Here is a 26,945-nt window from a genome sequence, read left to right as displayed (position 1 = left end):
TACCTCTCCTGCGGGCTACCGCCCGCCCTTGGGCGCTACCGCGCCCACCCGACCCGTGCTCGGCGTGATCCGCACTCCAATCGCGGTCACGCCGACCGGCTGGATCACCGCCCGCCTATCCCCGGTCCTACCAGCTGGCTAACGCCGCCCGCCCTTGAGCGCCACGCGCCCCACTTACGACCCACGGCTGGCGTGGCTGCGGCTGCGCTCAGGCGCTTCGGGCGGGCGCGCTTTGTGGAGTCGTACTGCCGCTATGTGGCAGTACGACTCCACAAAGATGGGTTTTGGCGGCAAGGGTCCGGCGAGGCTGCCTACTTCGAGAAGGTGCGCGAACAGGCCATGGGTGATTGAAGAAGCTGCCCAAGAGTCGAGTCTGCAGCCGAGGGTTCGGAGGTGTCGGACCGCGCCCGCGCGATCCGCTGCGAGATCAATCATGGATGAAGGTGTTCATTAGCAGTGTGCGGCGGGGCCTTGAGGAAGAGCGAGACGCCCTGCCTGGCTTGATCTCGGCAATTGGACACACGCCGCTTCGCTTCGAGGACTTCAGTGCGCAGGCCGTGCCTAGTCGCGAGGCTTGTATCGCAGGCGTCCAGGCAGCTGACGCGTACCTGCTGCTTCTCGGTCCCAACTACGGCCACAGGTTTGAGGACACAGGGCAATCGCCTACTCACGATGAATGGATCGCAGCGACGGCGACGGGCCTGCCACGGCTCGTATACCGCAAAGATGGGGTTGATCTTGAACCTGATCAGGAGGCCTTCGTTCGCAGGATTGGAGATTACAGAGACGGCCTGTTTTACGACACCTTCCGTACGACCCATGATCTGTTGACCAAGGTTGCGGCCAAAATCATCGAACTCGATCGTGCGCCGAGTCCGCTTGAGTTCGCGCCACTCTCAGGTCCGGTGACGGTAACCTGGCGCTCCGATTACGACGCGCGGTTCAGTCGAACTGGCAGTTCGCCGACTGCACTCGAGTTGCACGTCGTGCCGATAGGACAGCCGAGCCGATCGGCCCGGCAGATGATGCAGCTTGCAGAGACCCTGCCGGACCGGATCCGTGAGGCCAGGCTGGTGGCGGCCAGCGAAGCCCTTGACGTCATACGTGCTGGAGATTCATTGCAGGTCAACTTCGCTGAGCCGATCGGACGGTGGCGCGAGGTGCAGGAGTCCAAAACGATCGGAATCCGAGTCGGCGCAGATGGTCAGGTCTCGGCATGGGCGAGCCTGCCTCGCGACGGCCTGGGTTCGATCCTCGATCCGGTTCGACTGCCTGATCAAGTCGCCGACCTGTTGCGGTTGATCGGCAATCTGGGTGTCCTCGGGCCGGCCCAAATTGCGATCGCCGCAGGAGTTGAGCCATCGACCCTTGTCTCCGTTGGGCGCGCGGACGGGATGCCTCGGCAGTCAGCGAGGATACTGATGTCGGGCGGCCCGATACGAGCAGTGCCAGATGAACTCGTGAGCGCGTCAGCCTTGAGCGCCGGCGCCGCCGAGGTCGCACTTGCAGTCAGCCGACGGATAGTGGACGCGGCAGAAGCTGTTCGGTAGCCAAGTCGTTGGAATGCTTGGGTCCGCGTGTGATTGCGCAAGTCAGCGCGGGCTTGGTGCTTTGCCGCGAATCGGCATGGAGCAGATGGCCTGCGTTGCCGTTGCCACGTGCCGTGGCGACTCTCAAACTGTCGGCCGCCGCTCCGGCTCGCTTCATAGCTCGCCGGGCCTCGGCTGGGCGCCGCTCGTGTTCTTCATCTCACGCACGATGTAGCGTTCAGGGACGGTGGTAGTTCTAGGACCCTAGGGAGGTGCCTTGATGAGTCGGACAGTATTGGATCCGACGTCTGATCGGTCGCTGGCCGTTCAGTTGGCAGACCTTTTGCGGACTGAGATTCGTGCAGGCTCCCGCTCGCAAGGTAGCCAGTTGCCGAGTGAGCGAGAGTTTGAGAACGACTATGGAGTGAGTCGCACGGTCGTCCGGGATGCGCTTGACGCCTTGGTGCTTGAGGGACTGGTGGTCAAGCGCAAAGGGTTCGGCACATTTGTTCGGCAGCAGCCTCCGGTCCGGCGTGTGTCGTCGCGTAGCCGTCATGACCTGCATCGAACAGCGAACAAGCCGGTGTTCGATGTGGAGGCTGCGATTCATGGGCGGGTTCCGTCGCGACGAATCTTGGGTGTGAGTAGGGAGCCGGCGCCAACTGACATTGCTCAGTGGCTGGAGATCGAGGCTGGCGCGGATGTTGTGGTGCGTCGGCGCCTGCAACTGCTGGATGACCAGCCGGCTGTGATCTCTGCGAGCTACTACCCGCTGTGGCTTGCCGGCGGGACGATTCTTGAGTCGCCGGACGCTTTGAAGCGGGGCCCGGATGCGGAGATCGAGGCTTTGGGGCATCCTGCAGCGTGGGGCACGGAGGTCTTTCGTGCGCGGATGCCAGACCCGCAGGAGCGCCGCCTGCTCGCACTGGATGCGGGGGTTCCAGTGGTGCGCATGCTGCACATCGACTACACCGAGTCCAACTGCCCGCTTCAGGTGGCGGACGACCTTTATGCTGCCGATCAGCACGAGTTCGCCTTTATGTGGACCAGTGAGGGAGGATCGCCGCCCGCATGACATTTCAATGGCCGACGAACTGGGATCGCTTGATGTCGGGGGAAGACTGCGACTTCTGCAAAGGCATGGGGCACGATCGCAACAAATGGGGAGCCCGGATCTACCTCGGCGAGTACGTCGATGCCTACCTGCAGAGCGCTGATATACAGCCCGGGTACACGCTGATCATCTGGAAATCACGCCATGTCGTTGAGCCAGTGGAACTCTCGGACGACGAGTCGGCCGGCTATTGGCTGGGGACGATGAGGGTCGCGCGGGCGCTGATGGAGTACTACGTGCCCTTGAAGATGAACTACGAGACCCTTGGTAATACAAGCCCCCATCTCCACACGCACCTGCTCCCGAGATATGTGGAAGACCCTCGGCCAGGGCAACCGTTCCCCCTGCTCGCTCAGAAGGGCAACGAGCAACAGATCCCCGAGGAGCGCTTCCTGACCGAGGTCAAGGGACTGCGAGAGATCCTTATGTGACCCCTGGTCTCCCGTAGCTATCCACTACCCCGACGCGTGCTTGCACTCCGATACACCGGAGAGCGGGCACGCTTCTGTCTGTCAGTGACTCTTGACGCTCAGTACTGGTAGTCCTAGGATTACCAGCATCTTATTGGGCGATCGCGGATGGCCCGGCAACAAGAAGTAGCTGGACGGGGATCCCGATGGGCGAGGAGGCGGCGGCAACGCCGACGAGCGAGGGGGGAGCTGCAGTCGAATGGCGACGAGTGCGGGTGTGGTTCAACGAGTACGCCATCGCGGACTCGACGGTGGTGGCGGACGTGGCCAGCCGGTTGGAGGCGCTACATCGTCAGCGATTCAGTCGACTGCGTGTGACAAACGAGCCAGCCTTGGCTCCGGAGCCATAAGTGATCTGGAGTGGTGGCGCGTAATGGTCATCTGTGACGGCAGATCATCGACTCCAGAGTCCCCCGAGCACCACTTGCCAAGGCGTACGCCAGAGTCTTCGCGCTGCGCTTTCTCGCGGACCTGATCCGCGCCAAGCCGATTCCGGCGAGCGAGGCGGCATACCCGCCTGAGCGGCCATACGACCCCCGCGATTGACCTACCCGAGAGCTGGCGGAACCGGTACTGATCCTCACTGTCGTGCGGATTGATCGCCGCACGGTGCTGGTTCCGCCGTATCTGTCCCTGTCTGAACGAAGCGACTTCCTGAAGGTCCCCGAACGCTCAGACAGGGACTCACATGCCGGTTGGCGCGGGCCGAGAGGCGAGTCCGGCCTGCGCCAACCGTTCCATCCCGAGGTCAGTCGCGAACCTCGGTGCAGCCGGTGGATCTTTCATCAATCTAGGAGGTATGAGGATGTACAGGTTCGCAGATCGGTTTCCCGTCAGCCCGTCCGTTCGTCTCGGCACCAGCTCTCCGGCTCCGTGGGGATTGTCGAGGCTGGAGCCGTACGGGTCGGTCGGTGTGATCGACGAGATCCCGGCCGGAATCGACCCGGCGACGCAACGAGGTGTCTATAAGTTGCCCAATGGCACGATCGTCATGGCTCCGGGTAAGCATGAGCGGTCTCGCCGGGGCGTGGAGCGGCAGACTCAGACTCACGAGAAGCGCGATGGATCTCGCGGAGTACCGGACACCGATACCAAGCAAGAGACAGTGCTCGACTGATGTCTAGCGGTGCTCGGCCGGTCATGGTTATGACCGAGGCGGACGACCCGACTGCCGACATGGTGATCGAGGAATTGAATGAGCGGGATGTGCCGGTGGCCCGGTTCGACTCGTCGGACTTCCCGGCCAGCCTGAGCGTGTCAGCGGACATCAACGGGTTGAGGGGATGGCGTGGCTGGCTACGGACTCCCACACGTCTGGTTGATCTGCGGGCGGTTCGGTCGCTGTACTTCCGGCGTCCGAATGACTTCGACTTCTCGCATCTGGAGCCTCAGGCCGCTCGGTTCGCGGCGAGTCAGGCTCGTTTCGGACTGGGCGGGCTGTTGGCCGACCTGCCCGGGTGCTTGTACGTCAACCATCCCAACGCGATCGCTGATGCCGAGTACAAGCCTGTCCAGCTCGCGGCAGCTACCGCGGCTGGCCTCCGGGTGCCGCCCACGATCATTACCAACGACCCCGCGGAGGCGCGGGCCTTTGCACAGGGTGTCGGACGGATCGTCTACAAACCGCTCTACCTCGGGCAGTACGACCGCGATGGCAAGCCCGTGAGTATTTGGGTGAAGGAGGTCGATGCAGCGGAGTTGGATGAGTCGATCGCCGGAAGCATGCACTTGTTCCAGGCTCGATGCGACAAGGTCGCGGACCTGCGTGTCACAGTGATCGGTGACCAGGTGTTCTGCGTCAAGATCGTGGCCAAGGACCCCGACCTTCTGGACTGGCGTTATGACTACGACAATCTGAGCTACTCGGCGATCGAGCCACCCGTGGAACTCGTCGACGGGATGAGGGCCTACCTGAAGCGGTTCGACCTCGTCTTCGGCTGTTTCGACTTCGCCGTCCCCAAGGAAGGCACTCCAGTCTTCCTAGAGTGCAACCCGAACGGTCAGTGGGGCTGGCTGGAGGACGAGACCGGACTGCCAATGACCGCGGCCCTCGCAGACCTACTGGAACGAGGTACACGATGACGGTCGAACCGGACGACGGATCGACGACACTTCGGCAGCGAATGGCAGACGCGCTGAGGGAGTCAGGCGACCTGCGATCGCCTGCTTGGCGTGCAGCGGTCGAGACTGTGCCGCGAGAGGCGTTCATCCCTGGCTTCTTCGAGGCGATTGATGACCCGCATCAGACGATGTGGCGTCCAATCACTCCCGAGTTGGTCGGCGTACGCGAACGACTGGAGTTGGTCTATACCGACGAGACCTGGGTGACGCAGCTCAATTGCAGTGTCAGCGCGTTCGATACCGACGTACCGGTTCCCGGCTCGCCGACATCCTCTTCGACGCTTCCTGGTTTGGTCGTGCGGATGTTGGAGGAACTCCAGGCGGAGGACCGCAGTCGGGTGCTCGAGATAGGAACGGGCACCGGGTACTCCACGGCACTGTTGTGTGCTCGGCTTGGTCAGGACTTGGTCACGTCGATCGAGGTTGACCCAGCCGTAGCTGGCCGCGCCAAGCAGGGGCTTGCACAGATCGGATATGCGCCTGAGTTGGTCGTTGGTGACGGGCTTCTCGGGCATCAGCCCGGCGCGCTGTACGACCGGGTGATTGCGACCTGCTCAGTCCGGCACATTCCGGCTTCCTGGATCACGCAGACGCGTCCGGGAGGTCTGATCCTGACGACCATGCTGGGTTGGCTTGGAGCGTCGTCCGGGCTGGTCCGCCTTGAAGTCACTGGCGACGGTACGGCTGAAGGTGTGTTCCTCGGCGGTACAGACTCCTTCATGCCTGCACGTCCGCACGCGGCTCCAGTGCTCGGCGATGACATCTACGGCTGGATTGACGAGGCGGAAACCAGCGAGCGCGGTACCGATGTGGGGCCCGAGATCCTGGACCCGTGGGAAGGATGGGCCACACTGTTCATTGCCCAGCTTGCCGCGCCTGATGCCCAGGTCTTCACCTTCGGGACAGACGGCGGCCCGATGCTCCATCACGTCGTCGACGCCGGCCGACACGCGGTAGCGATCCCCGACGCACCGCCGGAGAGCTCCGCCGTCGTACGGCAGGCCGGGGCAATCGACCTGTGGGATCCGATCGAGGCAGCAATAGGGGAGTGGCGGGTAGCCGGTTCCCCTTCGCTCGATCAGTTCCGGATCAGCGTGACGCCGGAAGCCCAGACGGTCTGGCACGGCGACCCGGCCGGACCGCTCTCGTGGAAGCTTCCAACGATCAAGTGAGCGAGCGCGAGAGGATAGCTGTGTCCGCCGACCTGATCTCCACCGCTGTGCAGGCCGTATCCCGGCAGCACTACACGAACCATCCTGAGCTGGGCTCTGTGCCGCAGTCCACTGCACAAGCAGCGATCGAGAGAGACTTGGCCAGGGCCGGCGTTGAGCCTGGCATGCGGGTTATGGAGATCGGCACTGGCACTGGATACACCGGTGCTCTGCTCGCGGAGATGGTCGGCGCCAGCGGGCACGTTGTCTCCATCGACATTGATCCGAGTCTGACCGCGCGAGCGGGCAAGCTGCACGCGGAGCGGGGAGTCTCGAACCTGACGCTGGTCAGCGGGGATGGCCATGCCGGTGCGGCCGAGCACGCGCCGTACGACATCGTTATTGGGTGGGCGACACCGACTCACATCCCTGCGGCGTGGGTTGAGCAATGTGCTCCCGGCGGCCGTATTGCGACCCCTGTTTACATCGCGCCGGTGGCAAGAACCGTCGGACATGCCACGGTCACCATCGACGAGCAAGGCGTACCGACGGATCCCACGCTCGGCCCTGCGGTGTACGTCGATATGGGGGTCGAGATCAACACCACGCTCGGCATCCCGCTGTTCTTCGTTGACGCCAGCGTCGAGGGCGATTCGCCGGCATGGGTCTCGGTCGGGTGGCGGGACATGACGCCGGAGCAGGATCCGACAGACACCCTCGCGCTGCTCCAGCACCCGAGCTTTTCTCAGAAAGTTGCCTTTAGCGGCCTTGAAGAGGAACAGGCGGCGCGGTGGCGAGATTTTCGCGCCTACTGCGTTGGTCACGAGGGCACAAGCCGATCGAACCTCACTGCTTTCGGCACGGGAGCGCCGGACTGGATCACCGCTATCGGCTTCAGCAGCGGGAACAACGCCTCCGTACTGACTGCCGAGGGGCAATTGCTTGGCAATCGTGAAGATTCGCCCGCGGTTACGAAACTGCAGGACGTTATCCGGGAGTGGTACGACGGCGGGCGGCCCGGACTTGAGGCTAGCCGGGCACAGCTGTCTCGGTCCGCCGAGGGCTGGATCGTGTCAGCGTCTCTGAGCGGCCAGGTGAATGAGGCCTGAATGACCGAGGCATCTAACGTCGAACTGCGCACCTTCACGACGGCCGAGACCGTTCGAGGTGATCTCCTTGATGTGTACGCCGACGTGCGGTCGGCGCTACTCCATCTTCCGAACTACGCCTTGACTATCTTCAGCGAGAGACTGGATCGGCATGGTGCTGAGCCGGGATTTGTTGCGGTGCTGGCCTATGTAGACGGGTTCCCGGTCGGCTATGCCTATGCGAACACCATTGAGCAGGGCGATCGGTATTGGTCGCGCACCAGCCCGGCGCCGGCGGAGCGGTACACCGACCAGCCGGTTGTGGCTCTGAAGGAGATCGGTGTTCGTTCGGCTTGGCGGAAGACTGGAGCTGCCCGCCGTATCCACGATGCCCTCCTGGCGACACGTAGCGAGCCGCTCGTCACGCTCATGGTCAACCCGGACGCTGGCGACGGAAAGGTTCACGAGCTCTATAGGTCGTGGGGATATGAGGAGATTGGTCAAAGTCGGCCATCCGCGTCTTCGCCACCGCTGAGCGTGATGATCCGATCTGTCAGTTGGCCACGTGGGCGCGAGCGTTGATGGGACGAGGGACTCGCCAGCCAGTGAGGGCTCCGACGGCGAGCTCGGATGGTGCATAGGCTCTGGAGTCGGGTTCTCAACCAGGATTGGGGTGGGCGTGAGCGAGGTCAGTAGCTGCGTGATTGATGGCGTGGAGCTTGTCTATTCGTACCGGGCTGGCGATGGGCCGTGTGTCGTGTTCATCTCCGGGCTGGGCGAGTCGGGTGCTGCATGGGATGCGGTGATTGGCCTGATGCCTGCGGGTACGGCGACCTTCACTTACGCCCGGGCAGGTTGTGGCGACTCAGGGGCTCTGCCTGCGGCGCTTGTGTCTGAGGAGCGGTCGATCGTCTGGGGTGCGGAGCAGCTGCGGAAGCTCCTTGAGGCCGCTGATGTGCAGGGGCCGTGGGTGCCCGTGGGGCACTCGATAGGTGGCCTGATTGCTGACGCGTTTGCTCGTCGCTGGCCGGAGTCTGTCGGTGGGATGGTGTTGGTCGATGCCAGCGACGCAGCGTTCAACGATGGCCTCGATGAGCCAGAGGAGGTCTACGTGGACGGGCGCGACGGGGAGGGATGGCGCATCTCCATGCCGGCGACTCTGCAGAACTTCGAGCCTGGTCCCGAGCGCCCGGTCGAGACGGTTGTGATCGGCAGTGCGATCTGGCGCTGGCTGTCCCTCGACGACCCCTCGCCGTACCGGCCGTTGACTCTCCCTGAGATCGATCAGCGCTGGCACCGGCACCAGCTCGCACTTGCCGAGCGGTGGTCCGGGCATCTGGTCGTTCCGCACACTGCGGGGCACAGCGTGCACCGGGAAGCTCCCGAGCTGGTGGCTACCACGACGCACGCCGTTGTTGTAGCTGCTGCTGCAGAGACGCCGGTTGAGCTGGATCAGGAGGCGCTGATCAAGAGCGGTGGCGCGGTGCGTGTCAGCGTGAAGGATGGCGCACTCACCGTGTGGGACTCCACCGGTGAACGTGGCACGGCACGGGACGTTTGATGGAGTGGAAGAACCTCGGCGAGCGGGCCGTCTACGAGAACCCATGGTTCCGGGTGAATCTTGCTGATGTCGAGCTACCCGATGGGCGGCACCTGGATCACTTTGTGATTCGGCAGCGGGCGGTTGCGTTGACTGCGGCGGTGAATGCGGAGAACGAAGTACTGCTGTTGTGGCGGCATCGGTTCATTACGCAGACGTGGGGCTGGGAGTTGCCGGCTGGTGTTGTTGAGGATGGGGAGAGCCCGGTCGAGGCTGCGGCGCGGGAGATGCTGGAGGAGACGGGGTGGCGGGCCGGTCCGCTGCAGCATCTGATGACGGTCGAGCCGGCGAATGGGCTGTCGGACGTGCTGCATCACGTGTACTGGGCTGACGGTGCTGAGTACGTGAGTCATCCGGTGGACGACTTCGAGTCGGAGCGGCGGGAGTGGGTTCCGCTCAAGCAGGTTCCTGATCTCGTGCGTGGGGGAGCGATCAGGTCTGCGAACACCGTGGCCGCCTTGCTGCTTCTTCAGCACCAGCGAACAGGCTGACGCGGCGCTCAGTAGCGGTAGCGGCGGGCTTCGGCGATCGTGGTGTGGATCGAGAACGCGACTGTTGCTCCGAGGACCAGGCCGAGCACGAGGGCGTGGAGCGCGTCGGAATAGGCGTAGAGGGGGACCGCGGCCTCCCGTACGGCGATGCCGGTGCCTGGCCTCTGAGCCGAGGCGCCCGCCGCCGGGCTAGGCGATCGTGGGCGGACCGACCTCACTCAAGACATCCGATCTCTTCCAGAGTGATATGTCATTGTGCATTCAAGAGTGTATTAATTTGCGTGAAGCCGCGTGATTCGACTGGTTGAGATCCGATGTATCTTGCCAGCTCGGGGTCCTAGGCGGTAGAAACGAATCCAGTGCCGGCGACTCACCGCCCCTAGTGCCGGCACGGAGGAGTGCTGTATGTGGAAGAGGAAACCTCTGGTCGCGGCAGGTCTTGTGGTGGCTCTTGCAGCTGGTGGTGGTGTGACGGCGCTGGCGAGTCACGCTGAGGGTGTGCCCGCGTCGGCGCCGCTGGTGTCCGCGGTTCCGCGGCCGGATCACGTTGTGGTGGTCCTGTTCGAGAACAAGGCCTACAACCAGATCATGGGCAGTTCGCAGGCGCCGTACTTCAATTCGCTGGCTTCCCAGGGAGCGAAGTTCACGCAGTCGTTCGCCCGGACGCATCCGAGCCAGCCCAACTACATCGCGTTGTTCTCCGGGACGCGGCAGGACGTCTCCGACGATTCGTGCCCGCACAGTTTCCCCAGTGAGGTAAACCTCGGCAGTCAGCTGATCGCTGCCGGTCTCACCTTCAAGGGGTACTCCGAGGGTCTGCCGTCGACCGGATACACGGGGTGCAGCAGCGGCAAGTACAAGCGCAAGCACAACCCGTGGGTGAACTTCGGCAATGTGCCGGCCGCCAGCAACGTTGCGTTCAGCACCTTTCCCACCGACTACACGAAGCTGCCCACCGTCTCGTTCGTGATTCCGGACATGTGCAGCGACATGCACGATTGCTCGATCGGTACCGGCGACACTTGGCTCAAGAGCAAGCTTGACGCCTACGCCCAGTGGGCCAAGACCCACAACAGCCTGCTGATCGTCACGTTCGACGAGGACAACCAAAGTTCCGTCAACCAGATCGCCACTCTCTTCGTCGGTCAGCGGGTCAAGCGGGGCAGCTATTCGGAGCAGATCAACCACTACAGCGTCCTGCGCACGATCGAGGACGCCTACGGTCTGACTCCGATCAACAACGCCGCCACTGCCACGCCGATCACCGACGTGTGGAGCTAAGGCCGGCTGGTCCGTGTATCTCACCGGCGTCCGCGCCGGGGCCTCCCTTCGGGGCGCCCCGGCCCGGCGAATCCTCACCGGCAATGTTCTGGCGCTGGGGCTGGTCAGCCTCGTCACCGACGTCTCAGCCGAGATGGTCACCTCGGTGCTGCCCGCCTACCTCGTCGTCGGGTTGCATCTGAGCGTCGCCCAGTACGGCCTCGTGGACGGCGTGTTCACCGGAGCCACGGCGCTCACCCGGATCGCGGGCGGGTACGCTGCAGACCGCTTCCGGAAGCGCAAGTTCGTTGCAGCACTCGGTTATGGGCTCTCGGCAGCGGCCAAGCTGGCCTTGCTGTTCGTCAGTGCGGCGCCGGCCGCGATCGGCGGCGTACTGGCTCTCGATCGCACGGGGAAGGGCCTCCGTACGGCGCCGCGCGACGCCATGATCACACTCTCCGTACCGCCGGAACGCTTGGGCAGTGCCTTCGGGGCGCATCGTGCTCTCGACAGCCTCGGTGCGTTCGCCGGGCCGCTCGTCGCGGTCGGCGTCCTCGCTGCGGCCGGCTCGGCCGCCGGGTACGACGCGGTCTTCATGGTCAGTCTGTGTTTCGCCGTACTGGGCCTGGTGCTGCTCGCGCTGTTCGTTCGGGACCGGCGCGACAAGCTGCCACCGGAAGCGGTGTCGCTACGTGCCGCGCTTGGACTGCTGCGGCGAGGGAAGTTCCGATCTGTCGGCGTCGCTGCGCTGCTGCTCGGCCTGAGCACGGTCGGCGACGGGTTCGTGTATCTCATCCTGCAGCACCGCGACGGCCTGCCGGTCACCGCGTTCCCACTGCTCGCCGTCGGCACCGCGCTGGCATATCTGTTGCTGGCTGCGCCGTTGGGGCGACTGGCCGATCGCATCGGCCGACGCCCGATCGCCTTGGGCGGCTATGCGGCTCTCCTGGTCGTCTACATTCTCCTGGCCACCACCAGCGCACCCATTTGGACAATCGTGATCCTGTACGGCGCCTTCTACGCCGCCACCGACGGCGTACTGATGGCTATCGCCGGTCCGCTGCTGCCTGCCGAGTTGCGCACCACCGGAATGGCCGTCGTCCAGACCGGTCAAGCCATGGCCTATCTCGTCTCGTCCGTGCTCTTCGGCCTGGCCTGGCAGTCGTGGGGCAGCGGCCCAGCCTGCCTCGCCGCGGCTGCGGCTGTCGCCGTCGCAATGGTCGCGTCGACCCGCCTGCTCAAAGCCGGTACGCCGTGAAGTGGCGCATCCTGACCGCGGTGGCCGCGACCGTGCTCTTGGCGATAGTTGCTGTCGGCTACATCGCGCTGCGGGCGACGGACGCGCCGGCGGCAGGAACTAGCCCGGTCCGTCTCGCCGGGCCGGGGGTGCTCATCCGCGACACCGCCACTGGAACGCTCGCTCTCCAGCGTCCTGACGGCACCCGCGAGCGGTCTGACCTGCGATGCGCCCGGGTCTACGCCGCCGCCGGAACCGGCGTTTGCCTGCGTGAACAGCCGGAGTCCTACGAACTCACCGTCGTTGATCGCGAGCTGAAGAAGCTGAGCAGCATCCCGCTCAACGGCATCCCGAACCGGGCCAGGGTCTCGCCGTCCGGCCGGATGGTTTCCTGGACTGTCTTCGTCACCGGCGACTCCTACAACGGCGGCCGCTTCTCCACCCGCTCCGGCATCCTCGACAGCCGCACCGGAACACTCGCCGGAAACCTGGAGGAGTTCACCGTAGACGGAAAGCCGTCCGCGCCTACTGCGAACTTCTGGGGCATCACGTTCACCCGTGACGACAATGTTTTCTACGCGACGATGTCGGCCGGCGGCCAACGGCGCCTGATGCGCGGCGACTTCGCCCGGCGCGACATGCACCCCCTCAAGGACAACGTCGAGTGCCCCTCGCTGTCGCCGGACGGTACCCGCATCGCGTACAAGAAGATGCTGGCCGACCGGACGTGGCGCCTGACGGTGCTGCGTCTGGCCGACCTGGTCGAGACACCCCTCGCCGAGACGCGCAGCGTTGACGACCAGGCTGCCTGGCTCGACGACTCGACCATCGCCTACGGTCTGCCGCACCAGCGCGGCAAGGGTGCGGACATCTGGAAGACGCCCGCCGACGGCCACGGCACTCCCGAACTCGTCACCCGCGACGCCGAGTCCCCAAGCCCGACGAACTAAACCTCTGCTTGTCAGCCCTTGAAGGCAGCCTGCGAGCGCAGCCTCGACCACTCGTACTGGAGTAGATGCTCTGGTACAAACAGGCTATGTAGTCCAATGCGTGGGGGTGGGGGCGTGAGTGGACAGTTGCCGGGCCGGCCGATGGTCACAGATGGTGGGTTGGAGACCGACCTGATCTTTCATCACGGTCAGGAGTTGCCGTACTTCGCCGCGTTTCCGTTGCTGGACAGCGAGAAGGGCCGATCGCTGCTGACCGAGTACTACGACGGGTACGCCGCGATCGCCGAGCGGACCGGGACGGCGTTGATGCTGGAGTCCGCAACCTGGCGGGCGAGCAGCGATTGGGGCCATCTTCTCGGCTATTCCGACGACGCGTTGGCGCGGACGAACCGGGCAGCCATTGCGATGCTCGACGGCCTCCGAGACAGGTACCGCGCGACGGTGCCGGAGGTGGTCGTCGGCGGCGCGGTCGGTCCGCGCGGAGACGGGTACCACCCGGACCGGCAACTTGATGCCGATGAAGCCGCCGAGTATCACGCTCCGCAGATCGAGGCCTTCGCGCAGGCCGGAGCCGACATCGTCACGGCGTACACGCTGACCGGCGCCGGTGAGGCGATCGGGATCGTACGCGCGGCCCGCGCGGCCGGCCTGCCAGTAGCGATCTCGTTCACCGTTGAGACGGATGGTCGGCTGCCGTCAGGTGACTCGCTGCAGACCGCGATCACCATGGTTGACGAGGCGGGCGGTCCGGACTACTTCTTGGTGAACTGCGCGCATCCGGCCCACATCAAGTTGGCGCTGGCAGATCAGTCTGCTGAGCGCATCGGGGGCGTGCGGTGCAACGCCTCCACCAAGAGCCATGCGGAACTCGACGAGGCCACTGAACTCGACGAAGGCGACCTCGAGTTGCTCGCGAGCACCCACGAGCAACTCAAGCCGTTGCTACCCAACCTGTCCATCGTCGGCGGTTGCTGCGGCACCGACGCCAGGCACGTAGCGGCCCTCTGGGGGCTGTGACTAAACGCCCGGTGCGCAGGTGGTGAGGACGGTGTCGACTTGGGTGGCGTCGCCGAGGGGGTTGTTGCTGCCAGCAACCAGCTGGAGGTGGGCCCTACGGAAAGTCACTGGGAAGGGGAACCATTCAGTCGCGGGCGCTGGGCCCAGGGCAGCAGCCGTCGGCCATGGATCGATTCGACACCGAGCCGGATGAGCTGCGGCGCGTCGATCGGGAGCCACGAATGGAGCGGCAGCGTCCTCCGCAGCTCAGCGGCTTCTTCCGTGCTGACGGTCGACAGATGGCCGATGGCTGTCACGGTCCAGCCGGTATGCAGGTGGGCGTCTACCTCGTCCGCCTCGAAGGCGACCACGTCGCCGCGTTCGGCGGCGTGGAACTTGTCGCCCTGTCCGGTGCTGAACACGATGGTGTCGTCGTCGAGGACGAAGTTGACCAGGCGGATCGCCGGCAGTCCTCCGTGGGTGTACACGAGTCGCCCCAGCGGAACGGAACGCAGCAGGCCCAGGCAGCTTGCCGGGCTGAGGATCTCCAGTCGCGAGTGATCGAAGCGCGGGGCGACGCTTGTCGTGGTCTGCATTCTGTCGGGGTTCACCCGCCTACCATCGCGCGGCAAGCCGATGCCGTACTAGGGCCGAAAGTCCTGCCGCGGGGGACACAATGAGCTGAGGGTCCAGACAACAAGGGGAGCGGGATATCCGATGGCTGATCGGGCGTGGTCGGCTCCCGGGTTGAGCACCCTTCGGAGTTATCAGAGGCAGTGGCTGCGCGCGGATGTCGTGGCCGGGGTCACGGTGGCGGCCTATTTCGTTCCGCAGGTGATGGCGTACGCACAACTTGCCGGGCTCCCTGCAGTGACGGGTCTGTGGGCGGCGCTGGCGCCGCTCCTGCTGTACTTCCTGCTCGGTTCGTCGCGGTTGCTGTCGCTTGGCCCCGAGTCGACGACGGCGTTGATGACCGCGACGGCCATCGGGCCGCTGGCAGCCGGTGATCCCGCCCGGTACGCCGGACTGGCCGCCGTACTGGCTTTGCTGGTCGGCGTGATCTGCGTCGTGGGGTGGCTGGCGCGGCTGGGCTTCCTGTCGAATCTGCTGTCGAAGCCTGTCCTGGTCGGCTATCTGGCCGGTATCGCCGTGATCATGATGACTGGGCAGTTGGGCCGTCTGACTGGGGTGCGTGTGCAGGGTGACACGCCGCTGGACGAGGTGATCTCGGCGTTCCGCCTGATCGGGGACTGGAAGCCGGCGCCCGTGGTGCTGTCGATCGCCGTACTGGCTCTGTTGCTGGTGATGGCTCGGTGGACGCCGCGGCTGCCAGGGCCGTTGATCGTCGTGGCGTTGGCAGCATTCGTGACCTGGGCGGCCGATCTGACTGACAGGGGAGTAGCTCTCGTCGGTGACATTCCCAGTGGTCTTCCGGTACCGCAGTTGCCGCACCTGGCGGTCAGTGATCTCGGTCTGCTGGCTCTGCCTGCCGTCGGCGTTGCCCTGGTCGGTTACACCGACACAGTCCTCACTGGGCGGGCCTTCGCCAGCCGGGGCAGCGAGAAGATCGATCCCGATCGCGAGCTGCTGGTTCTCGGTCTGGCCAACGTTGCCGCCGGTCTCGTGCGTGGCTTTCCCCTGAGTAGTAGCGGCAGTCGTACCGCGCTGGCCGAGGCCTCTGGCGCGAAGAGCCAGGTGTACTCGTTGGTCGCTGCGGTGGCGATTCTCGCGACCCTGCTGTTCGCCGGTCCATTGCTTGCGACTTTCCCGATTCCGGCCCTGGGTGCCTTGGTCGTGTACGCCGCGATCCGGCTGATCGAACTGCCCGAGTTCCGGCGGATCGCGTCGTTCCGCCGCAGCGAGTTCGTGCTGGCGGTGGCGACGACGATCGGCGTGGTCGTCCTGGATGTCCTGTACGGCGTCCTGGTCGCAGTCGCCCTGTCGGTCCTCGACGTACTCCGCCGGGTCGCCCGCCCGCACGACGGGATCCTGGGCTATGTCCCAGGCATCGCCGGTATGCACGACATCGACGACTACCCGGACGCTCGCCCCGTCCCGGGCCTGGTCGTCTATCGCTACGACGCTCCGCTCTTCTTCGCCAACGCGGAAGACTTCCGGCGCCGCGCTCTCGCCGCCGTCGAGGAGTCGAGCACGCCGGTGCACTGGCTCCTGCTGAACGCCGAGGCCAACGTCGAGGTCGACATCACGGCGGTCGACGCTCTCGACGCGCTCCGCGAGGAACTCGAAGAACGCGGGATCGTCCTGGCCTTGGCACGCGTCAAACAGGATCTCCGAACGAACCTCGAACCCACTGGCTTCTTGGATCGGGTCGGCGCTGATCACATCTTCTCCACGCTTCCCACCGCCGTGGAAGCCTTCCGGCGGGAGACCGCTGCGTCAGGTGACAGCTAGCCGCGGACAGATCGGCGGGCAGTACTTTTCGATCGGCTCCGGCGTGACCGCGCGTGCCGTCGTACGGATGAATCCGACTCGGCTGCCCAACGTGAGGCCGGGCGGCCGGTCAGCGCAGGACGACCCAGACGGTTTTGCCGCCGGTGGTGGTGGGTGTGGAGCCCCAGGCGGCGGCGTGGGCGGAGATGATCTTCAATCCGTAGCCGTGGGTTTGGATCTCTCCGGCTGCGGGCTCGATCGGGATCGGCGGTGCCGGAGCGTGGTCCGTGACGGCCACAGTCAGCGATTCGCGGCGAAGTTCGAGCCGGTGGGTGAGGGCGCCGACGGAGTGACGTAGACCGTTGCCGACCAGTTCGTCGCTGACTGCCACTGCGGCTTCGGTCAGCCTGCCATGACCCCAGTCTTCACAAGTGCGGGCGACGTGACGGCGGCAGGTCCGTGCGCTGCGAGGCTCGTTGTCGAGCCGTCGTACTGTCATTGTCCGTGGCGGTGACTGCTCGGCCGCGGCGATCGCTGTGTCCATGGTCGGATGCACCTGGGCATACCGTTTGATCGAGATCGCGTGCAGTTGGCGTGCCATGGCTGGTTGTGCGACGAGTAGCAGCGGAACGCCGGACCAGATGGCAGCGCTTCTGGCGGCCTTGGTGAAGATGTCCAGGACTGGCATCCTGGCGATGCGCAGCTGCGTCAGGTCCACCAGAACCGCGGACGGTTGGTCTGAGAGGCAGTGGAGCAGGGTGTTGCCCAGGTCGGCTGAGGTCGACGCCGATAGCCAGCCGGCTGGGCGGACGATGGTCATCTCTCCTGCGACGTCCAGGTCGATCTGCAAACCTGATCCGCCGGCCGCGATCACTTCACGGGTTGGCATGGGCCCATTGCTCCTTCAGCATGGCCAGCAGTTCCTGGACCCCTGGACCGGAGTCTTGGCTTGTTGGTACGGCGGGGGACGTGTCGCGCTGACCCGCTGCCAGCATCTTCGCTGTGGCCTCGTGGGAGAGGTCGAGAAGCTCGCTGACCTGATGCGAACTGTGGTCTCCGAACTCGACCAGGGCGATTGCGGCGTTGCTGTCCGGCCTGTCGCGCTCAGGTCTGCCTTTGATGCGGTCGTCGATGGCTCCGGCCCGCAGGCAGCGCAGGTAGGTCAGCCGCGCCAGTTCGTGGCGCGACGGCAGTCTGACGATGCCGCCAGGTCCGATGCACCGAGTGGAGATCACATCGACCACGACCATCTCGGCGGCCCCAGAGTTCCTCAGGATCGTCGCTGCCAGCGCACGCAACGAGTTGCCGTGGACTGTCCAGACTGCCTGGAAGGCGGCGCCCGACCGTTCTGGCGGGAGCGGTGCTTCGGCCGTTGGCAACGATCGTCTGCTGATGACTAGCTCAACTCCTGAAGTGCATTGAGGAGGGCAGCGACGCGGGCGCCCTGGCCTGTGTGCGAAGGAGTTCGAGGCGGCGGAGCTCTGGAGAGGTTGTCGGATATCAGCGTCATCACATGGTTGTGAAGCGCTGCATCCTCCGACTATCGACTGAGCGGGTCGAAGAGCAGCAGGGCCAAAGGTCCTGAATCTGACAGGACATCTGAGTTGGCATGATGACCGCCGGGAGACGGCAGCCGACACGGGCGGTCCAGCCGAGCAGAAAGTTGCTGTAGGCATCGATAGTACGGGACCTTCGGTGGCCGTCGTTCAGGTGACGGTGCATTGACGCCGGGTGCTTGAACCTGGTGTCGAGGGGGACGGGGGCGTAGCCTTCGATTCCTGTAGCGGCTTGCCCCAGACCCCGGCGCCGAAGTTACCTTCGCTTGGGCAAAACTTGGTGTCAGCCGTGCGAGGGCGCCCGTAGATCATCGAGGCGCGAGCCGATTATCCCCGATTCTGCCGACGACCTTGCCGTGCCCGGCACCGCTGGGCAGCTCAAGGGGCGCCGGCACACAGACGCCGGACCGCCGGACGTGGCTCCTCTCTTCGTCCGGCCGGGGAACAATCCGGTGAGGTGAGTTTCCGTTTGGCCTGCGATCGAGGTGGCGCATCGTGGGCCAGGCGGAAGCCTCAGGGCCCGGCGACCGGAGGGACGTCGCCAGGCCCTGGTCTCCTCGGCAGCCTTTGGATTAGTGCGCGGGCCGGCGGCCGGCCCGGGTGGGCGTTTTGGTGCGCGGGATGGAGATCAACGTCCACACGATCGCCAGCAGCGCCACGAAGGTGATCCGGAGGTCGTCCCACCATCCGCTGGTCCAGACCGCGGTCGCGAGCACCCATGGGAAGAAGATGATCCAGACGAGAACCTCGACCGGCAGCGGGAGCGCCCCGATCTTGTCGGCGACATCCTCGAGGTGCTGGGTGTAGAGCAGAGTGAAGAAGACCAGCCACAGGCCGGCGTTCCAGACGAACCATCCGCCGGATCGAGGTGGCGCCTGTGGACTGACGATCGCTGACTTGGACATGGTTCCTCCCCGGGCCGTGCACTCGTGACCTTGATCATCTGCGCACCGGCGCAGCGGCACAGGTGCCGTTGGTCCCGACCAGGGAAGGACCTACGGCGTCTGTGCGAAGGTCCCGGCGAAATCAGGACCTTTGGCCCGGGGCCGCCCGCCTTCAGTCGTTCCATGCTTGGCCCAGGGGCTGTTGGCAGCAACAGATCCGGGCTGCGCTGTGAAGGACGAGGAGGACCGCCCGATGCGATGGGACAACAAGGCCGAGTCTGTGATCGGTGCCGAGATCCACGCGGACATCGAGACCTACTACGCGAACGGCGTGTGGTGCACACGTCGGTGCGATACCGCTGATCCGTTCGCTTCCGGGGTCAGCAGGATCCGGATGATTGCGGTCGGCGTCGAGGTCGCCCGATGGAGCGGTCTGTGCCACGTCATCCGCAACGCCGACGGCACGGTGGCCGAGGTCAACCGGTACATCACCGGACCGTATCCAGCCCGGTCCCCAGTGAGCAGCATCCGTCACCACGTCTGACGCGCCGCCGCTTGGCCGGTGTCCAACGGTTCATTCGGTGAACCAGGTAAGGGGAGACAGTTCTGATGACAACATCCGTGGCGTACCCGGTGCACGTGAGCGCCGCGCCGGATCCGCACTTGTCCAGGTGGCTCTGGCTGGTGAAGTGGGTCCTGGTGATCCCGCACTACGTCGTACTGCTATTCCTGTGGATCGGCTTTGTAGTCACCTCGGTCGTGGCGTTCTTCGCCATTCTCTTCACCGGGCGCTATCCGCGCGGCATCTTCAACTACAACGTCGGCGTACTGCGCTGGTCGTGGCGGGTGACCTACTACGCCTACGGGGCGCTCGGCACGGATCAGTACCCGCCGTTCACGCTGGCGGAGGTCGACGAGTATCCCGCCCATCTGACGGTCGACTATCCGGAGCAGCTGTCGCGGGGTCTCGTGCTGGTGAAGTGGTGGCTGTTGGCGATCCCGCACTACGTCGTCGTCGGTGTTTTCGTCGGCGGGGGAGCGTGGGCGGCTGACAGATCGGACGACTGGCAAGGGAATCTCGGCAACAGCGGTGGCTTGGTCGGCATCCTGGTTCTCATCGCTGCCGTGATCCTCGCGTTCACTGGTGCCTACCCGCGATCGCTGTACGACCTGATCCTCGGGATGAACCGATGGGCGCTCCGAGTCGCGGGTTACGCGGCCCTGATGACCGACGTGTACCCGCCGTTCCGGCTCGACCAAGGTGGTGCCGACCCGACCCGACCCTCGCCGTACCGCCGGAGTCCGGGTCGTGAGCTCGAGCAGTGTCTCGACGGATCCAGAACTGATGACCTGACCTGACGGTAGGGGCCTTGGAGGGCCCCTACGCGACGGCCCAGCGGCCGGCTCTTGGGTTCACACTTACTGTCGGGCGCGAGCCGTTTCACGGTCCGGGCTGGTCGCCGACGGTGCGGTGCTGGGCCAGGTCCAGGCGTACCGCAGGATGAGGGCGAGAAGGCTCAGTTCCAGTACGACGCCAAGGCCGTAGAAGAACAGCCAGGACGCGCCCAGCAGGTTGAAAACCGTGACGGGGACATAGAGCGCGACCACGACGAGGTTGGCGATGCGGTTCGCCCGGGCGGGCAGCGTCATCGACAGCACGACCATGAAAATCGGGACGGACACCAGGGCCAGCGCCGAGGTCGAAAAAGTCTGGGAGAGGTCGAACTTGAAGACCTTGCCGTTGAGGATGTCTGCGATGGCACCGGGCGTGAAGAAGTTGAGAATGTCCACGTAGGCATACAGGAACACGAAGCTTGTCCACGCGGCGGCGAGTTTGGCTCGCACCGGGACCGGCTGGTCTTCCAGTGTTGTGGTTGTTTGACGTGTGCTCATCCTGGGCTCCGTGTGTCGTGAGGATCGGTACGTCCACGATCGCTGAGCCCTGCCGCGGGAACATCGGCCCGGAAGCCGGAGGTCGCCTGGCCGATGGCACGGTCTGTCTCTCGTACTTTCGGCGGATACGCCGAGGGGCGCCGACCGCTAGGGCCTGGAGCCGCGGACACGTCCGGCGCCTGACGGGTCAGCGGCGTACCTGGTAGCGGAGGTGGAGGACCCGGTTGCTCTGGATGACCGCGTCGGGGTTCTCCAGCAGGTGCTGGGCGTTGACTGAGCCGAAGTAGCGTTTGCCGGATCCGAAGACGACCGGTACGACGTCCATTCGCACCTCGTCGACCAGGCCCGCGGCGAGCGCTTGGCCGCCCACGTCGCCGGCGGCGATCTCTACTAGGCGGTCGCCGGCGAGCTCCTGGGCCTTGGCTACGGCTGCCTCGATGCCGTCGATGAAGTGGAAGGGCGCCTTGGGATCCCAGCCTTCGGGGGCCGGGCGGTGCGTGACGACGACCACGTGGTCTATTCCGGCGGGAGGCTTTCCGTCCCAGCCGTCGGTCAGGTCGAAGACGTGGCGGCCGGCGACAGTCACGCCGATCTGATCCCAGTACGGGCGGGTGTATTCGTACGACGTCTGCGTGACCTTCAGTACGCCGCTCTCGTCCAGAGACACGTCACCGCTGGTCAGCCAGTCGAACAGCAGCCCGGGCTGGTCGTTCTCGTCTGCGATGAAGCCGTCGACCGACACCGTGCTGTACATGACTACCTTGCCCACGGGCGCTCCTCTGGCTGGGGATGCCCCAAAATAGCGTAGGACCATTTCTGTCGGTGGCCGTGTTTATAGTCACCGTATGTCGAGTCACACGCCTGCTCCTGATGCTTCTGTCCTACGTTCCCGCGTCGAACGAGCCCGTACGGCGGCCGCCGGGACCGGACTGTTGATTGCCCCGGGCTCCGATCTGCGGTACCTGATCGGGCAAGGCGGCAGTTCGTTCGAGCGGCTCACCACGCTGGTGATCCCGGCGGACGGTGTACCGGCGTTGGTGGTGCCGAAGCTGGAAGCGCCTGGGTATGCGGGGGTTCCGCTGGAGGAACTCGGCATCGACGTTCTGACCTGGGTTGATGGCGACGATCCGTATGCGTTGGCCGCAGATCGGTTGGCCGGTGCCGAGCGTGTTGCGGTTAGCGACTTCACTCCGGCGCTGCATGTGCTTGCTCTGCGGTCGGCGCTGCCGAAGGTGGAGCAGGTGTTGGCTGGGCCGATCGTCCGGGAGTTGCGGATGCGCAAGGACGCGGCTGAGCTCGATGCGCTGCGGAAGGCTGGTGCTGCGATCGACCGAGTGCATGCGCGGGTCGGTGAGTGGCTGCGGCCGGGGCGGACCGAGGCCGAGGTCGGTGCGGATATTGCGGCGGCGATTGTCGAGGAGGGCCACGCGGCGGCGGACTTCGTGATCGTTGGTAGCGGGCCGAATGGAGCGAGCCCGCATCACTCTCTATCGGACCGGGTGATCGAAGCCGGAGATGTGGTGGTGGTTGATATCGGTGGGCCGGTTCCGGAGGGGTACAACTCGGACTCGACCCGGACGTACGCCGTCGGGACTCCGCGGGATGCGGACGTGGTCGCGACGTACGCCGTACTGCAGGAGGCGCAGCAGGCCGCGGTCGACGCGGTGCGGCCGGGTGTGTCCGCGGAGTCCATTGACGCGGCGGCTCGCGAGGTGATCGACAAGGCTGGGTTTGGTGAGTACTTCATTCACCGGACTGGGCACGGGATCGGGCTCGACGTGCACGAGGAGCCGTACATCGTCGCGGGCAACGCGCTATTGCTGGAGGAGGGGATGGCGTTCAGCATCGAGCCGGGGATCTACCAGCCCGGACGCTGGGGTGCGCGGATCGAGGACATCGTCGTGGTGACCGCGGACGGCGTCGAGTCCATGAACAATCGGCCGCATGAGTTGGTGGTGCTTTAGCCGGCGCGGAAGGTCTTGCGATAGGCGAGCGGCGAGACACCGAGCTCGGAGCGAAGATGGTGCCGCAGGGAGGCCGCCGTACCGAGACCGGCTGCTTCGGCGACTCGGTCGACGCTCAGGTCTGTCGTCTCCAGCAGGTGACAGGCGTGCCGGACGCGCTGCTGCAGCAACCACGTGCCCGGCGACTGGCCGGTCTCGGCCTTGAAGCGGCGGCTGAAGGTCCGCACGCTCATCCCGGCGTGGTCGGCCACGATCTGCAGCGTCAACTCCTGGTCGATGTTCTGCAGCGCCCAGGCCCGGGTCGGCGAGGTTCCATCGGTGCCTTCATCCGGTACGGCGCGCTCGATGAACTGCGATTGCCCGCCGTCACGCCACGGCGGTACGACGCAGGCGCGGGCGGCGCGGTTGGCGATATCGCTGCCGAAGTCGCGGCGGATCAGATGCAGGCACAGGTCGACCCCAGCGGCGAGGCCGGCCGACGTGAGGATGTCGCCGTCGTCGACGAACAACTGCTCCTCGCGCAGTTCGACCTGCGGGTAGCGCTCGCGGAACAGGGCCGCTCGCATCCAGTGCGTGGTCGCGGGGCGGCCGTCGAGAAGACCCGCAGCGCCGAGCACGAAGGCCCCGGTGCAGATCGAGGCGATCCGGGTGCCTGGTCGAATCGTCGCCAGCGCGTCGGCGACCGCGGCCGGCAGCGTGCCCTCGTAGCGGGGCTGGGGGATATAGGTGCCGGGGATGATCACGGTGTCGGCGTCGGCCAGGACCTCCGGGCCGTAGTCCGGGATCAGGCTGAAGCCGGCGGCCGCCCGGACCGGTTCCCCGGCGTTGATGCCACAGACGCGAACGTCGTACAGCTCGGTGCCGTCAGCGGTCTTGGCCGCGCCGAGAACCGTCGAGGGGATGGTCAGGTCGAACCCGACGACCGGCTCGAGGGCCAGTACGGCGACCTTGTGCGGACCGACCAATCGCAGCGCACGCTTCATGGCCACATCTTGACACATGATGGCGTTCCGGCCACTGGTTCGGCGAGCGCCGGGACGGCAAGGTAGTCGGGTGACACAGACTGTGGAGACGAAGAAGCCTGCCCGGGTGCATTTTGCCTGGGCAGTCGCTGCGGTGGGGTTCGTGACGCTGATCGGTGCGGCCGGGTTCCGATCGGTGCCCAGTGTGCTGCTGGATCCGCTGCACGAGGAGTTCGGCTGGTCGCACGCGACGATCTCGTCGGCGGTGTCGATCAACCTGATGCTGTACGGCCTGATCTCGCCGTTCGCGGCCGCGCTGATGGACCGGCTGGGCCTGCGGCGTGTGGTGAGCGGTGCGCTGGTGCTGATCGCGCTGGGCAGCGGGCTGACGATCTTCATGGATTCGTCCTGGCAGTTGCTGCTCTGCTGGGGGCTGCTCGTCGGCGTCGGTACGGGCGCGATGTCGATGACGTTCGTTGCGACCATCACCGGTCGCTGGTTCGTCGAGCGGCGCGGTCTGGTCACCGGCCTGCTGACCGCGGCTGGTGCGACCGGTCAACTCGTGTTCCTGCCGCTGATCGCTCATCTTGCTGCGGCCTACGGATGGCGGACGCCGGCTCTGGTCGCAGCCGGTACGGCGCTGGCCGTCGTACCGCTGGTGGTGTTCTTCCTGCGCGACTACCCGAGCGATCTCGGACTGCGCGCGTACGGCGCTCCTGAGGGCAGTCTGGCCGGGCAGCGTGTTGCGACGACGGGGAGCAGCGCACTGCGCGCTCTGACCGCGCTGCGGACGGCTGCGCGGCGGCCGGCGTTCTGGATGTTGGCTGGTGGTTTCGCGATCTGTGGTGCGTCGACGAACGGTCTGATCGGTACGCACTTCGTCACCGCAGCGCACGATCACGGAATGCCGATCACGACGGCGGCGTCTTTGCTCGCGCTGGTCGGGGTCTTCGATGTCGGCGGGACGATCCTGTCCGGCTGGCTCACCGACCGCTGGGACCCGCGCTACCTGCTGATCGCCTACTACTCCCTGCGCGGTCTGTCGCTGCTCGTGCTGCCTTCGCTGCTCGGACCGACAGCACAGCCGAGTGTTTGGGTGTTCATCATCTTCTACGGGCTCGACTGGGTCGCGACCGTGCCGCCGACCGTTGCGCTGTGCCGCGAGTGGTTCGGAGTGGACGGGCCGATCGTGTTCGGCTGGGTGTTCGCATCGCATCAGATCGGTGCTGCGCTGGCAGCGACCGGTGCGGGCTTGATCCGCGATCAGCAGGGGAGCTACAACCTCGCCTGGTACCTGGCGGGTGGTCTGTGTGCTGCCGCTGCCCTGATGTCCGCCGCGATCGGGCGCCGAGTGAAGGCATCGGACGCAGCTCTCACCTAACTGCCTCGTACCTCGGCTAGCCTGCGAAAATGATTGACGAGATTGCTGAGGAGTCGGGGTTCTCCGGCGTGGTCAGGATCGACCAGGCCGGGGAGGTCTTCGCCAAGGCTTACGGGCTGGCGAACCGGACCTACGGCATCCCGAACACAGTGGACACCAGATTCGGTATCGCCAGTGGCAGCAAGGGGTTCACGGCGCTGGCCGTTCTCTCGCTGGTGCGTGAGGGGGCGTTGGCGCTCGACACCACCGCGCGGTCGCTGCTCGGTGACGACCTACCCCTGATCGCGGACGATGTGACTGTCGAGCATCTGCTGACCCATACCTCCGGTATCGGTGACTATCTGGACGAAGAGAGCGACCTGGACGTCACCGACTACGTCGTCGGCGCGGTGCACGAGCTGACCACCACGGAGGCGTTCCTGCCGTTGCTCGGCGGACACCCCACGAAGTTTCCGGCCGGCTCGCGGTTCGGCTACTGCAACGGCGGTTTCGTGGTCCTGGCTCTGCTGGCCGAACGCGCCAGCGGCGTCGGCTACCACGAACTGGTGCGGGAGCGGGTGCTTCGGCCGGCAGGTATGGCCCGCACCGACTTCTTGCGTGCCGACGAACTTCCCGCCGATGCGGCCGTCGGCTACCTGCCGCTGGACGGCATCGACCGCTCGAACATCTTCCACCTTCCGGTGCTGGCCACGGGGGATGGCGGCATCCACACGACAGCTGCTGACATGGCGGTCTTCTGGCGGGCGCTCTATGCCGGCGACATCGTCGGTTCCGTGGCTGATGTGCTGCGGCCGCGGATCGACGTACCGGCTGAATCCAAGCGCTACGGCCTCGGCTTCTGGCTCGACGAGCACACCGACGCCGCCATGCTGATCGGCGGCGACGCCGGGGTGTCGTTCAAGTCCCGGCACGACCCGCAGACCGATACGACCTGGACTGTACTGTCGAACACCTCCCCGGGAGCGTGGCCGATCGCGCGTCAGCTAGCCTCGATCTAGGTTGAGGTCGGAGGGCAGAACCGTGGGTGGAGTAGTAGACGTACAGCCAGGCGAGCTGACCGTCGGGCAGCTGGCCCAGCGCAGCGGAGTAGCCATCTCGGCACTCCACTTCTACGAACGCCAGAACCTCATCCTCAGCCGCCGGACAGCCGGCAACCAACGCCGCTACAAACGCGACACCCTCCGCCGGGTAGCCCTCATTCGCATCGCCCAGCGCGTCGGCATCCCGCTGTCCGAAGTCGCCGCGATCCTCGCGCTGCTACCCGAGAACCGCACGCCCACTCGTCAAGACTGGGAACGCATCGCCGAGTGCTGGCAAGCCGAGCTCGACCGCCGCATCCTGCACCTCGAACAACTCCGCAACGACTTCAAGGACTGCGTCGGCTGCGGCTGCCTCTCGCTGGACCGCTGCGCCCTGGCGAACCCGTACGACGCTCTTGCCGCCAAAGGGCCCGGACCGCAACGCCTGATGGCGGAAGACGGCGAGCCGTGTCATCCCGGGCAATGCGCCTGAGCCGCTAGGTACGCCGTACCGGGTCGCTCGCGAAGCAAGTAGTCGACCGCAGCACGCCTGACGAGTCCCGCGAGTGAACCCAGTGGCGGGTGCGGCCTCCGCGAGTGAACCCGGTGGTCGGCGCGGCCCCCGCGAGTGAACCCGGTGGCGGGTGCGGCCTCCGCGAGTGAACCCAGTCGGCGAGTTTGCTCCCGAGTGTGCGGAGTGTGTCGCGGGAAATCGTTGTCCGGCGGCAATCTCCTTCCAATCGACGCCACTCGGCCCGGTGTGAGCCGCCCCGGCGTGTCCGGAGGCTTCGTTAGGTGTTAACCGGCCTCGGCGAGACGGGTTCGGTGAGTGTAGTGAGTCTGCTCGGCCTGGATTGGTGTCAGGTCTTGGATGGATCCGTGGGGCCG

The 26,945-nt window shown here is 65.5% G+C and carries 29 protein-coding genes; 21 read left to right on the top strand and 8 right to left on the bottom strand.

What is annotated here, in order from left to right; translation table 11 throughout:
- Positions 1 to 437 precede the first annotated feature (437 nt).
- The 10 genes from E1263_RS31385 (at position 438) to E1263_RS31335 (ending at position 9,564) form a co-directional block, all read left to right on the top strand.
- Positions 438 to 1,550 carry a DUF4062 domain-containing protein gene (locus E1263_RS31385; RefSeq protein WP_132173964.1) on the top strand — a complete coding sequence of 371 codons (1,113 nt, stop codon included), beginning with the start codon at positions 438 to 440 and terminating at the stop codon, positions 1,548 to 1,550.
- A 259-nt stretch (positions 1,551 to 1,809) separates the two neighbouring features.
- On the top strand, positions 1,810 to 2,604 hold the full coding sequence (locus E1263_RS31380) for a GntR family transcriptional regulator (RefSeq protein ID WP_132173962.1): 795 nt from the start codon (positions 1,810 to 1,812) through the stop codon (positions 2,602 to 2,604).
- Positions 2,601 to 3,074, top strand: a complete 474-nt coding sequence (locus E1263_RS31375) for an HIT family protein (RefSeq protein WP_132173960.1) — start codon at positions 2,601 to 2,603, stop codon at positions 3,072 to 3,074. Before E1263_RS31380 ends, E1263_RS31375 begins: the two co-directional genes overlap by 4 nt.
- Positions 3,075 to 3,918: 844 nt before the next feature.
- Positions 3,919 to 4,230, top strand: a complete 312-nt coding sequence (gene tgmA, locus E1263_RS31365) for a putative ATP-grasp-modified RiPP (protein ID WP_165956805.1) — start codon at positions 3,919 to 3,921, stop codon at positions 4,228 to 4,230.
- Between the two features lie 23 nt (positions 4,231 to 4,253).
- Positions 4,254 to 5,195: an ATP-grasp ribosomal peptide maturase gene (gene tgmB / locus E1263_RS31360; protein ID WP_238161699.1), complete on the top strand. Its 942-nt coding sequence runs from the start codon at positions 4,254 to 4,256 to the stop codon at positions 5,193 to 5,195.
- Positions 5,192 to 6,406 (top strand): ATP-grasp peptide maturase system methyltransferase, encoded by a 1,215-nt coding sequence (gene tgmC, locus E1263_RS31355; protein WP_132173952.1) that lies wholly within the window; start codon positions 5,192 to 5,194, stop codon positions 6,404 to 6,406. The genes tgmB and tgmC overlap by 4 nt, the downstream gene beginning before the upstream one ends.
- Positions 6,403 to 7,494, top strand: a complete 1,092-nt coding sequence (locus E1263_RS31350) for a protein-L-isoaspartate O-methyltransferase family protein (RefSeq protein ID WP_132173949.1) — start codon at positions 6,403 to 6,405, stop codon at positions 7,492 to 7,494. Before tgmC ends, E1263_RS31350 begins: the two co-directional genes overlap by 4 nt.
- On the top strand, positions 7,495 to 8,055 hold the full coding sequence (locus tag E1263_RS31345) for a GNAT family N-acetyltransferase (protein WP_132173947.1): 561 nt from the start codon (positions 7,495 to 7,497) through the stop codon (positions 8,053 to 8,055).
- Positions 8,056 to 8,152: 97 nt separating this feature from the next.
- On the top strand, positions 8,153 to 9,034 hold the full coding sequence (locus E1263_RS31340; RefSeq protein WP_165956804.1) for an alpha/beta fold hydrolase: 882 nt from the start codon (positions 8,153 to 8,155) through the stop codon (positions 9,032 to 9,034).
- Complete coding sequence (locus tag E1263_RS31335; protein ID WP_132173943.1) at positions 9,034 to 9,564, top strand: NUDIX hydrolase; 531 nt, start codon at positions 9,034 to 9,036, stop codon at positions 9,562 to 9,564. Before E1263_RS31340 ends, E1263_RS31335 begins: the two co-directional genes overlap by 1 nt.
- Positions 9,565 to 9,572: 8 nt before the next feature.
- Here E1263_RS31335 and E1263_RS31330 read toward each other — a convergent pair whose 3' ends face one another.
- Positions 9,573 to 9,782 (bottom strand): hypothetical protein, encoded by a 210-nt coding sequence (locus tag E1263_RS31330; protein ID WP_132173941.1) that lies wholly within the window; start codon positions 9,780 to 9,782, stop codon positions 9,573 to 9,575.
- Between the two features lie 187 nt (positions 9,783 to 9,969).
- Between E1263_RS31330 and E1263_RS31325 the strand changes: the two genes are divergently transcribed.
- The 4 genes from E1263_RS31325 to E1263_RS31310 all read left to right on the top strand — a co-directional run bounded on the left by E1263_RS31325 (position 9,970) and on the right by E1263_RS31310 (position 14,028).
- Complete coding sequence (locus E1263_RS31325; RefSeq protein WP_132173939.1) at positions 9,970 to 10,845, top strand: alkaline phosphatase family protein; 876 nt, start codon at positions 9,970 to 9,972, stop codon at positions 10,843 to 10,845.
- Positions 10,846 to 10,858: 13 nt separating this feature from the next.
- On the top strand, positions 10,859 to 12,082 hold the full coding sequence (locus tag E1263_RS31320; RefSeq protein WP_202869138.1) for an MFS transporter: 1,224 nt from the start codon (positions 10,859 to 10,861) through the stop codon (positions 12,080 to 12,082).
- Positions 12,079 to 13,011, top strand: coding sequence for a YncE family protein (locus E1263_RS31315; protein WP_132173937.1), 933 nt, complete (start codon positions 12,079 to 12,081; stop codon positions 13,009 to 13,011). The genes E1263_RS31320 and E1263_RS31315 overlap by 4 nt, the downstream gene beginning before the upstream one ends.
- Positions 13,012 to 13,125: 114 nt before the next feature.
- Positions 13,126 to 14,028, top strand: coding sequence for a homocysteine S-methyltransferase family protein (locus E1263_RS31310; protein WP_202869137.1), 903 nt, complete (start codon positions 13,126 to 13,128; stop codon positions 14,026 to 14,028).
- 104 nt (positions 14,029 to 14,132) lie between these two features.
- Here E1263_RS31310 and E1263_RS31305 read toward each other — a convergent pair whose 3' ends face one another.
- The gene (locus E1263_RS31305; protein WP_132173935.1) at positions 14,133 to 14,618 is read right to left on the bottom strand and encodes a pyridoxamine 5'-phosphate oxidase family protein; all 486 of its coding nucleotides are present in this window, start codon (positions 14,616 to 14,618) and stop codon (positions 14,133 to 14,135) included.
- Between the two features lie 106 nt (positions 14,619 to 14,724).
- Here E1263_RS31305 and E1263_RS31300 point away from each other — a divergent pair, with 106 nt between their 5' ends.
- The gene (locus E1263_RS31300; RefSeq protein WP_132173933.1) at positions 14,725 to 16,419 is read left to right on the top strand and encodes a SulP family inorganic anion transporter; all 1,695 of its coding nucleotides are present in this window, start codon (positions 14,725 to 14,727) and stop codon (positions 16,417 to 16,419) included.
- Between the two features lie 109 nt (positions 16,420 to 16,528).
- Here E1263_RS31300 and E1263_RS31295 read toward each other — a convergent pair whose 3' ends face one another.
- The 3 genes from E1263_RS31295 to E1263_RS31285 all read right to left on the bottom strand — a co-directional run bounded on the left by E1263_RS31295 (position 16,529) and on the right by E1263_RS31285 (position 18,859).
- Positions 16,529 to 17,287, bottom strand: a complete 759-nt coding sequence (locus tag E1263_RS31295) for a hypothetical protein (RefSeq protein ID WP_132173931.1) — start codon at positions 17,285 to 17,287, stop codon at positions 16,529 to 16,531.
- Entirely contained in the window at positions 17,274 to 17,777 is a 504-nt protein-coding gene (locus E1263_RS31290; protein ID WP_132173929.1) for a hypothetical protein, read from the bottom strand. Before E1263_RS31290 ends, E1263_RS31295 begins: the two co-directional genes overlap by 14 nt.
- Positions 17,778 to 18,526: 749 nt before the next feature.
- Positions 18,527 to 18,859: a hypothetical protein gene (locus tag E1263_RS31285; protein ID WP_132173927.1), complete on the bottom strand. Its 333-nt coding sequence runs from the start codon at positions 18,857 to 18,859 to the stop codon at positions 18,527 to 18,529.
- A 232-nt stretch (positions 18,860 to 19,091) separates the two neighbouring features.
- On the opposite strand from E1263_RS31285, the gene E1263_RS31280 reads away from it, so the two are divergent.
- Together E1263_RS31280 and E1263_RS31275 are read left to right on the top strand one after the other, a co-directional pair.
- Positions 19,092 to 19,382 (top strand): hypothetical protein, encoded by a 291-nt coding sequence (locus tag E1263_RS31280; protein WP_132173925.1) that lies wholly within the window; start codon positions 19,092 to 19,094, stop codon positions 19,380 to 19,382.
- A 65-nt stretch (positions 19,383 to 19,447) separates the two neighbouring features.
- Entirely contained in the window at positions 19,448 to 20,197 is a 750-nt protein-coding gene (locus E1263_RS31275; protein WP_132173923.1) for a DUF4389 domain-containing protein, read from the top strand.
- Positions 20,198 to 20,257: 60 nt separating this feature from the next.
- Here E1263_RS31275 and E1263_RS31270 read toward each other — a convergent pair whose 3' ends face one another.
- Together E1263_RS31270 and E1263_RS31265 are read right to left on the bottom strand one after the other, a co-directional pair.
- A complete protein-coding gene (locus E1263_RS31270; RefSeq protein ID WP_132173921.1) occupies positions 20,258 to 20,731 on the bottom strand; it encodes a DUF6326 family protein in 474 nt (157 codons plus the stop codon).
- A 187-nt stretch (positions 20,732 to 20,918) separates the two neighbouring features.
- On the bottom strand, positions 20,919 to 21,500 hold the full coding sequence (locus E1263_RS31265; RefSeq protein WP_132173919.1) for a dihydrofolate reductase family protein: 582 nt from the start codon (positions 21,498 to 21,500) through the stop codon (positions 20,919 to 20,921).
- Between the two features lie 76 nt (positions 21,501 to 21,576).
- Here E1263_RS31265 and E1263_RS31260 point away from each other — a divergent pair, with 76 nt between their 5' ends.
- Complete coding sequence (locus tag E1263_RS31260) at positions 21,577 to 22,695, top strand: M24 family metallopeptidase (protein ID WP_132173917.1); 1,119 nt, start codon at positions 21,577 to 21,579, stop codon at positions 22,693 to 22,695.
- Here the strand turns inward: E1263_RS31260 and E1263_RS31255 are convergent.
- Positions 22,692 to 23,678 carry a GlxA family transcriptional regulator gene (locus E1263_RS31255; protein WP_132173915.1) on the bottom strand — a complete coding sequence of 329 codons (987 nt, stop codon included), beginning with the start codon at positions 23,676 to 23,678 and terminating at the stop codon, positions 22,692 to 22,694. The two genes, E1263_RS31260 and E1263_RS31255, sit on opposite strands and share 4 nt — an antisense overlap.
- A 70-nt stretch (positions 23,679 to 23,748) precedes the next feature.
- Between E1263_RS31255 and E1263_RS31250 the strand changes: the two genes are divergently transcribed.
- From E1263_RS31250 to soxR, 3 genes are read left to right on the top strand one after another with little or no spacing between them, the layout of a single operon-like run.
- Positions 23,749 to 25,038, top strand: a complete 1,290-nt coding sequence (locus tag E1263_RS31250; protein WP_238161697.1) for an MFS transporter — start codon at positions 23,749 to 23,751, stop codon at positions 25,036 to 25,038.
- A 29-nt stretch (positions 25,039 to 25,067) separates the two neighbouring features.
- The gene (locus E1263_RS31245; RefSeq protein ID WP_132173911.1) at positions 25,068 to 26,036 is read left to right on the top strand and encodes a serine hydrolase domain-containing protein; all 969 of its coding nucleotides are present in this window, start codon (positions 25,068 to 25,070) and stop codon (positions 26,034 to 26,036) included.
- A 22-nt stretch (positions 26,037 to 26,058) separates the two neighbouring features.
- Positions 26,059 to 26,550, top strand: a complete 492-nt coding sequence (gene soxR, locus E1263_RS31240; protein ID WP_132173909.1) for a redox-sensitive transcriptional activator SoxR — start codon at positions 26,059 to 26,061, stop codon at positions 26,548 to 26,550.
- The last annotated feature ends 395 nt before the right edge of the window (positions 26,551 to 26,945 follow it).

It is taken from the genome of Kribbella antibiotica (assembly GCF_004349055.1).
Classification (GTDB): Bacteria; Actinomycetota; Actinomycetes; order Propionibacteriales; family Kribbellaceae; genus Kribbella; species Kribbella antibiotica.
This window is presented reverse-complemented; position numbering and strand designations above follow the sequence as displayed.

Excerpts from the sequence above, each read along its gene's own strand:
- E1263_RS31345 (WP_132173947.1), top strand. The coding sequence starts at position 7,495 with ATGACCGAGGCATCTAACGTCGAACTGCGCACCTTCACGACGGCCGAG.
- E1263_RS31300 (WP_132173933.1), top strand. The coding sequence starts at position 14,725 with ATGGCTGATCGGGCGTGGTCGGCTCCCGGGTTGAGCACCCTTCGGAGT.
- E1263_RS31270 (WP_132173921.1), bottom strand. The coding sequence starts at position 20,731 with ATGAGCACACGTCAAACAACCACAACACTGGAAGACCAGCCGGTCCCG.
- E1263_RS31280 (WP_132173925.1), top strand. The coding sequence starts at position 19,092 with ATGCGATGGGACAACAAGGCCGAGTCTGTGATCGGTGCCGAGATCCAC.
- E1263_RS31335 (WP_132173943.1), top strand. The coding sequence starts at position 9,034 with ATGGAGTGGAAGAACCTCGGCGAGCGGGCCGTCTACGAGAACCCATGG.
- E1263_RS31375 (WP_132173960.1), top strand. The coding sequence starts at position 2,601 with ATGACATTTCAATGGCCGACGAACTGGGATCGCTTGATGTCGGGGGAA.
- E1263_RS31255 (WP_132173915.1), bottom strand. The coding sequence starts at position 23,678 with ATGAAGCGTGCGCTGCGATTGGTCGGTCCGCACAAGGTCGCCGTACTG.
- E1263_RS31245 (WP_132173911.1), top strand. The coding sequence starts at position 25,068 with ATGATTGACGAGATTGCTGAGGAGTCGGGGTTCTCCGGCGTGGTCAGG.
- E1263_RS31285 (WP_132173927.1), bottom strand. The coding sequence starts at position 18,859 with ATGTCCAAGTCAGCGATCGTCAGTCCACAGGCGCCACCTCGATCCGGC.
- E1263_RS31275 (WP_132173923.1), top strand. The coding sequence starts at position 19,448 with ATGACAACATCCGTGGCGTACCCGGTGCACGTGAGCGCCGCGCCGGAT.
- E1263_RS31295 (WP_132173931.1), bottom strand. The coding sequence starts at position 17,287 with ATGCCAACCCGTGAAGTGATCGCGGCCGGCGGATCAGGTTTGCAGATC.
- E1263_RS31325 (WP_132173939.1), top strand. The coding sequence starts at position 9,970 with ATGTGGAAGAGGAAACCTCTGGTCGCGGCAGGTCTTGTGGTGGCTCTT.
- tgmA (WP_165956805.1), top strand. The coding sequence starts at position 3,919 with ATGTACAGGTTCGCAGATCGGTTTCCCGTCAGCCCGTCCGTTCGTCTC.
- E1263_RS31385 (WP_132173964.1), top strand. The coding sequence starts at position 438 with ATGAAGGTGTTCATTAGCAGTGTGCGGCGGGGCCTTGAGGAAGAGCGA.
- E1263_RS31260 (WP_132173917.1), top strand. The coding sequence starts at position 21,577 with ATGTCGAGTCACACGCCTGCTCCTGATGCTTCTGTCCTACGTTCCCGC.
- tgmC (WP_132173952.1), top strand. The coding sequence starts at position 5,192 with ATGACGGTCGAACCGGACGACGGATCGACGACACTTCGGCAGCGAATG.
- tgmB (WP_238161699.1), top strand. The coding sequence starts at position 4,254 with ATGGTTATGACCGAGGCGGACGACCCGACTGCCGACATGGTGATCGAG.
- E1263_RS31380 (WP_132173962.1), top strand. The coding sequence starts at position 1,810 with ATGAGTCGGACAGTATTGGATCCGACGTCTGATCGGTCGCTGGCCGTT.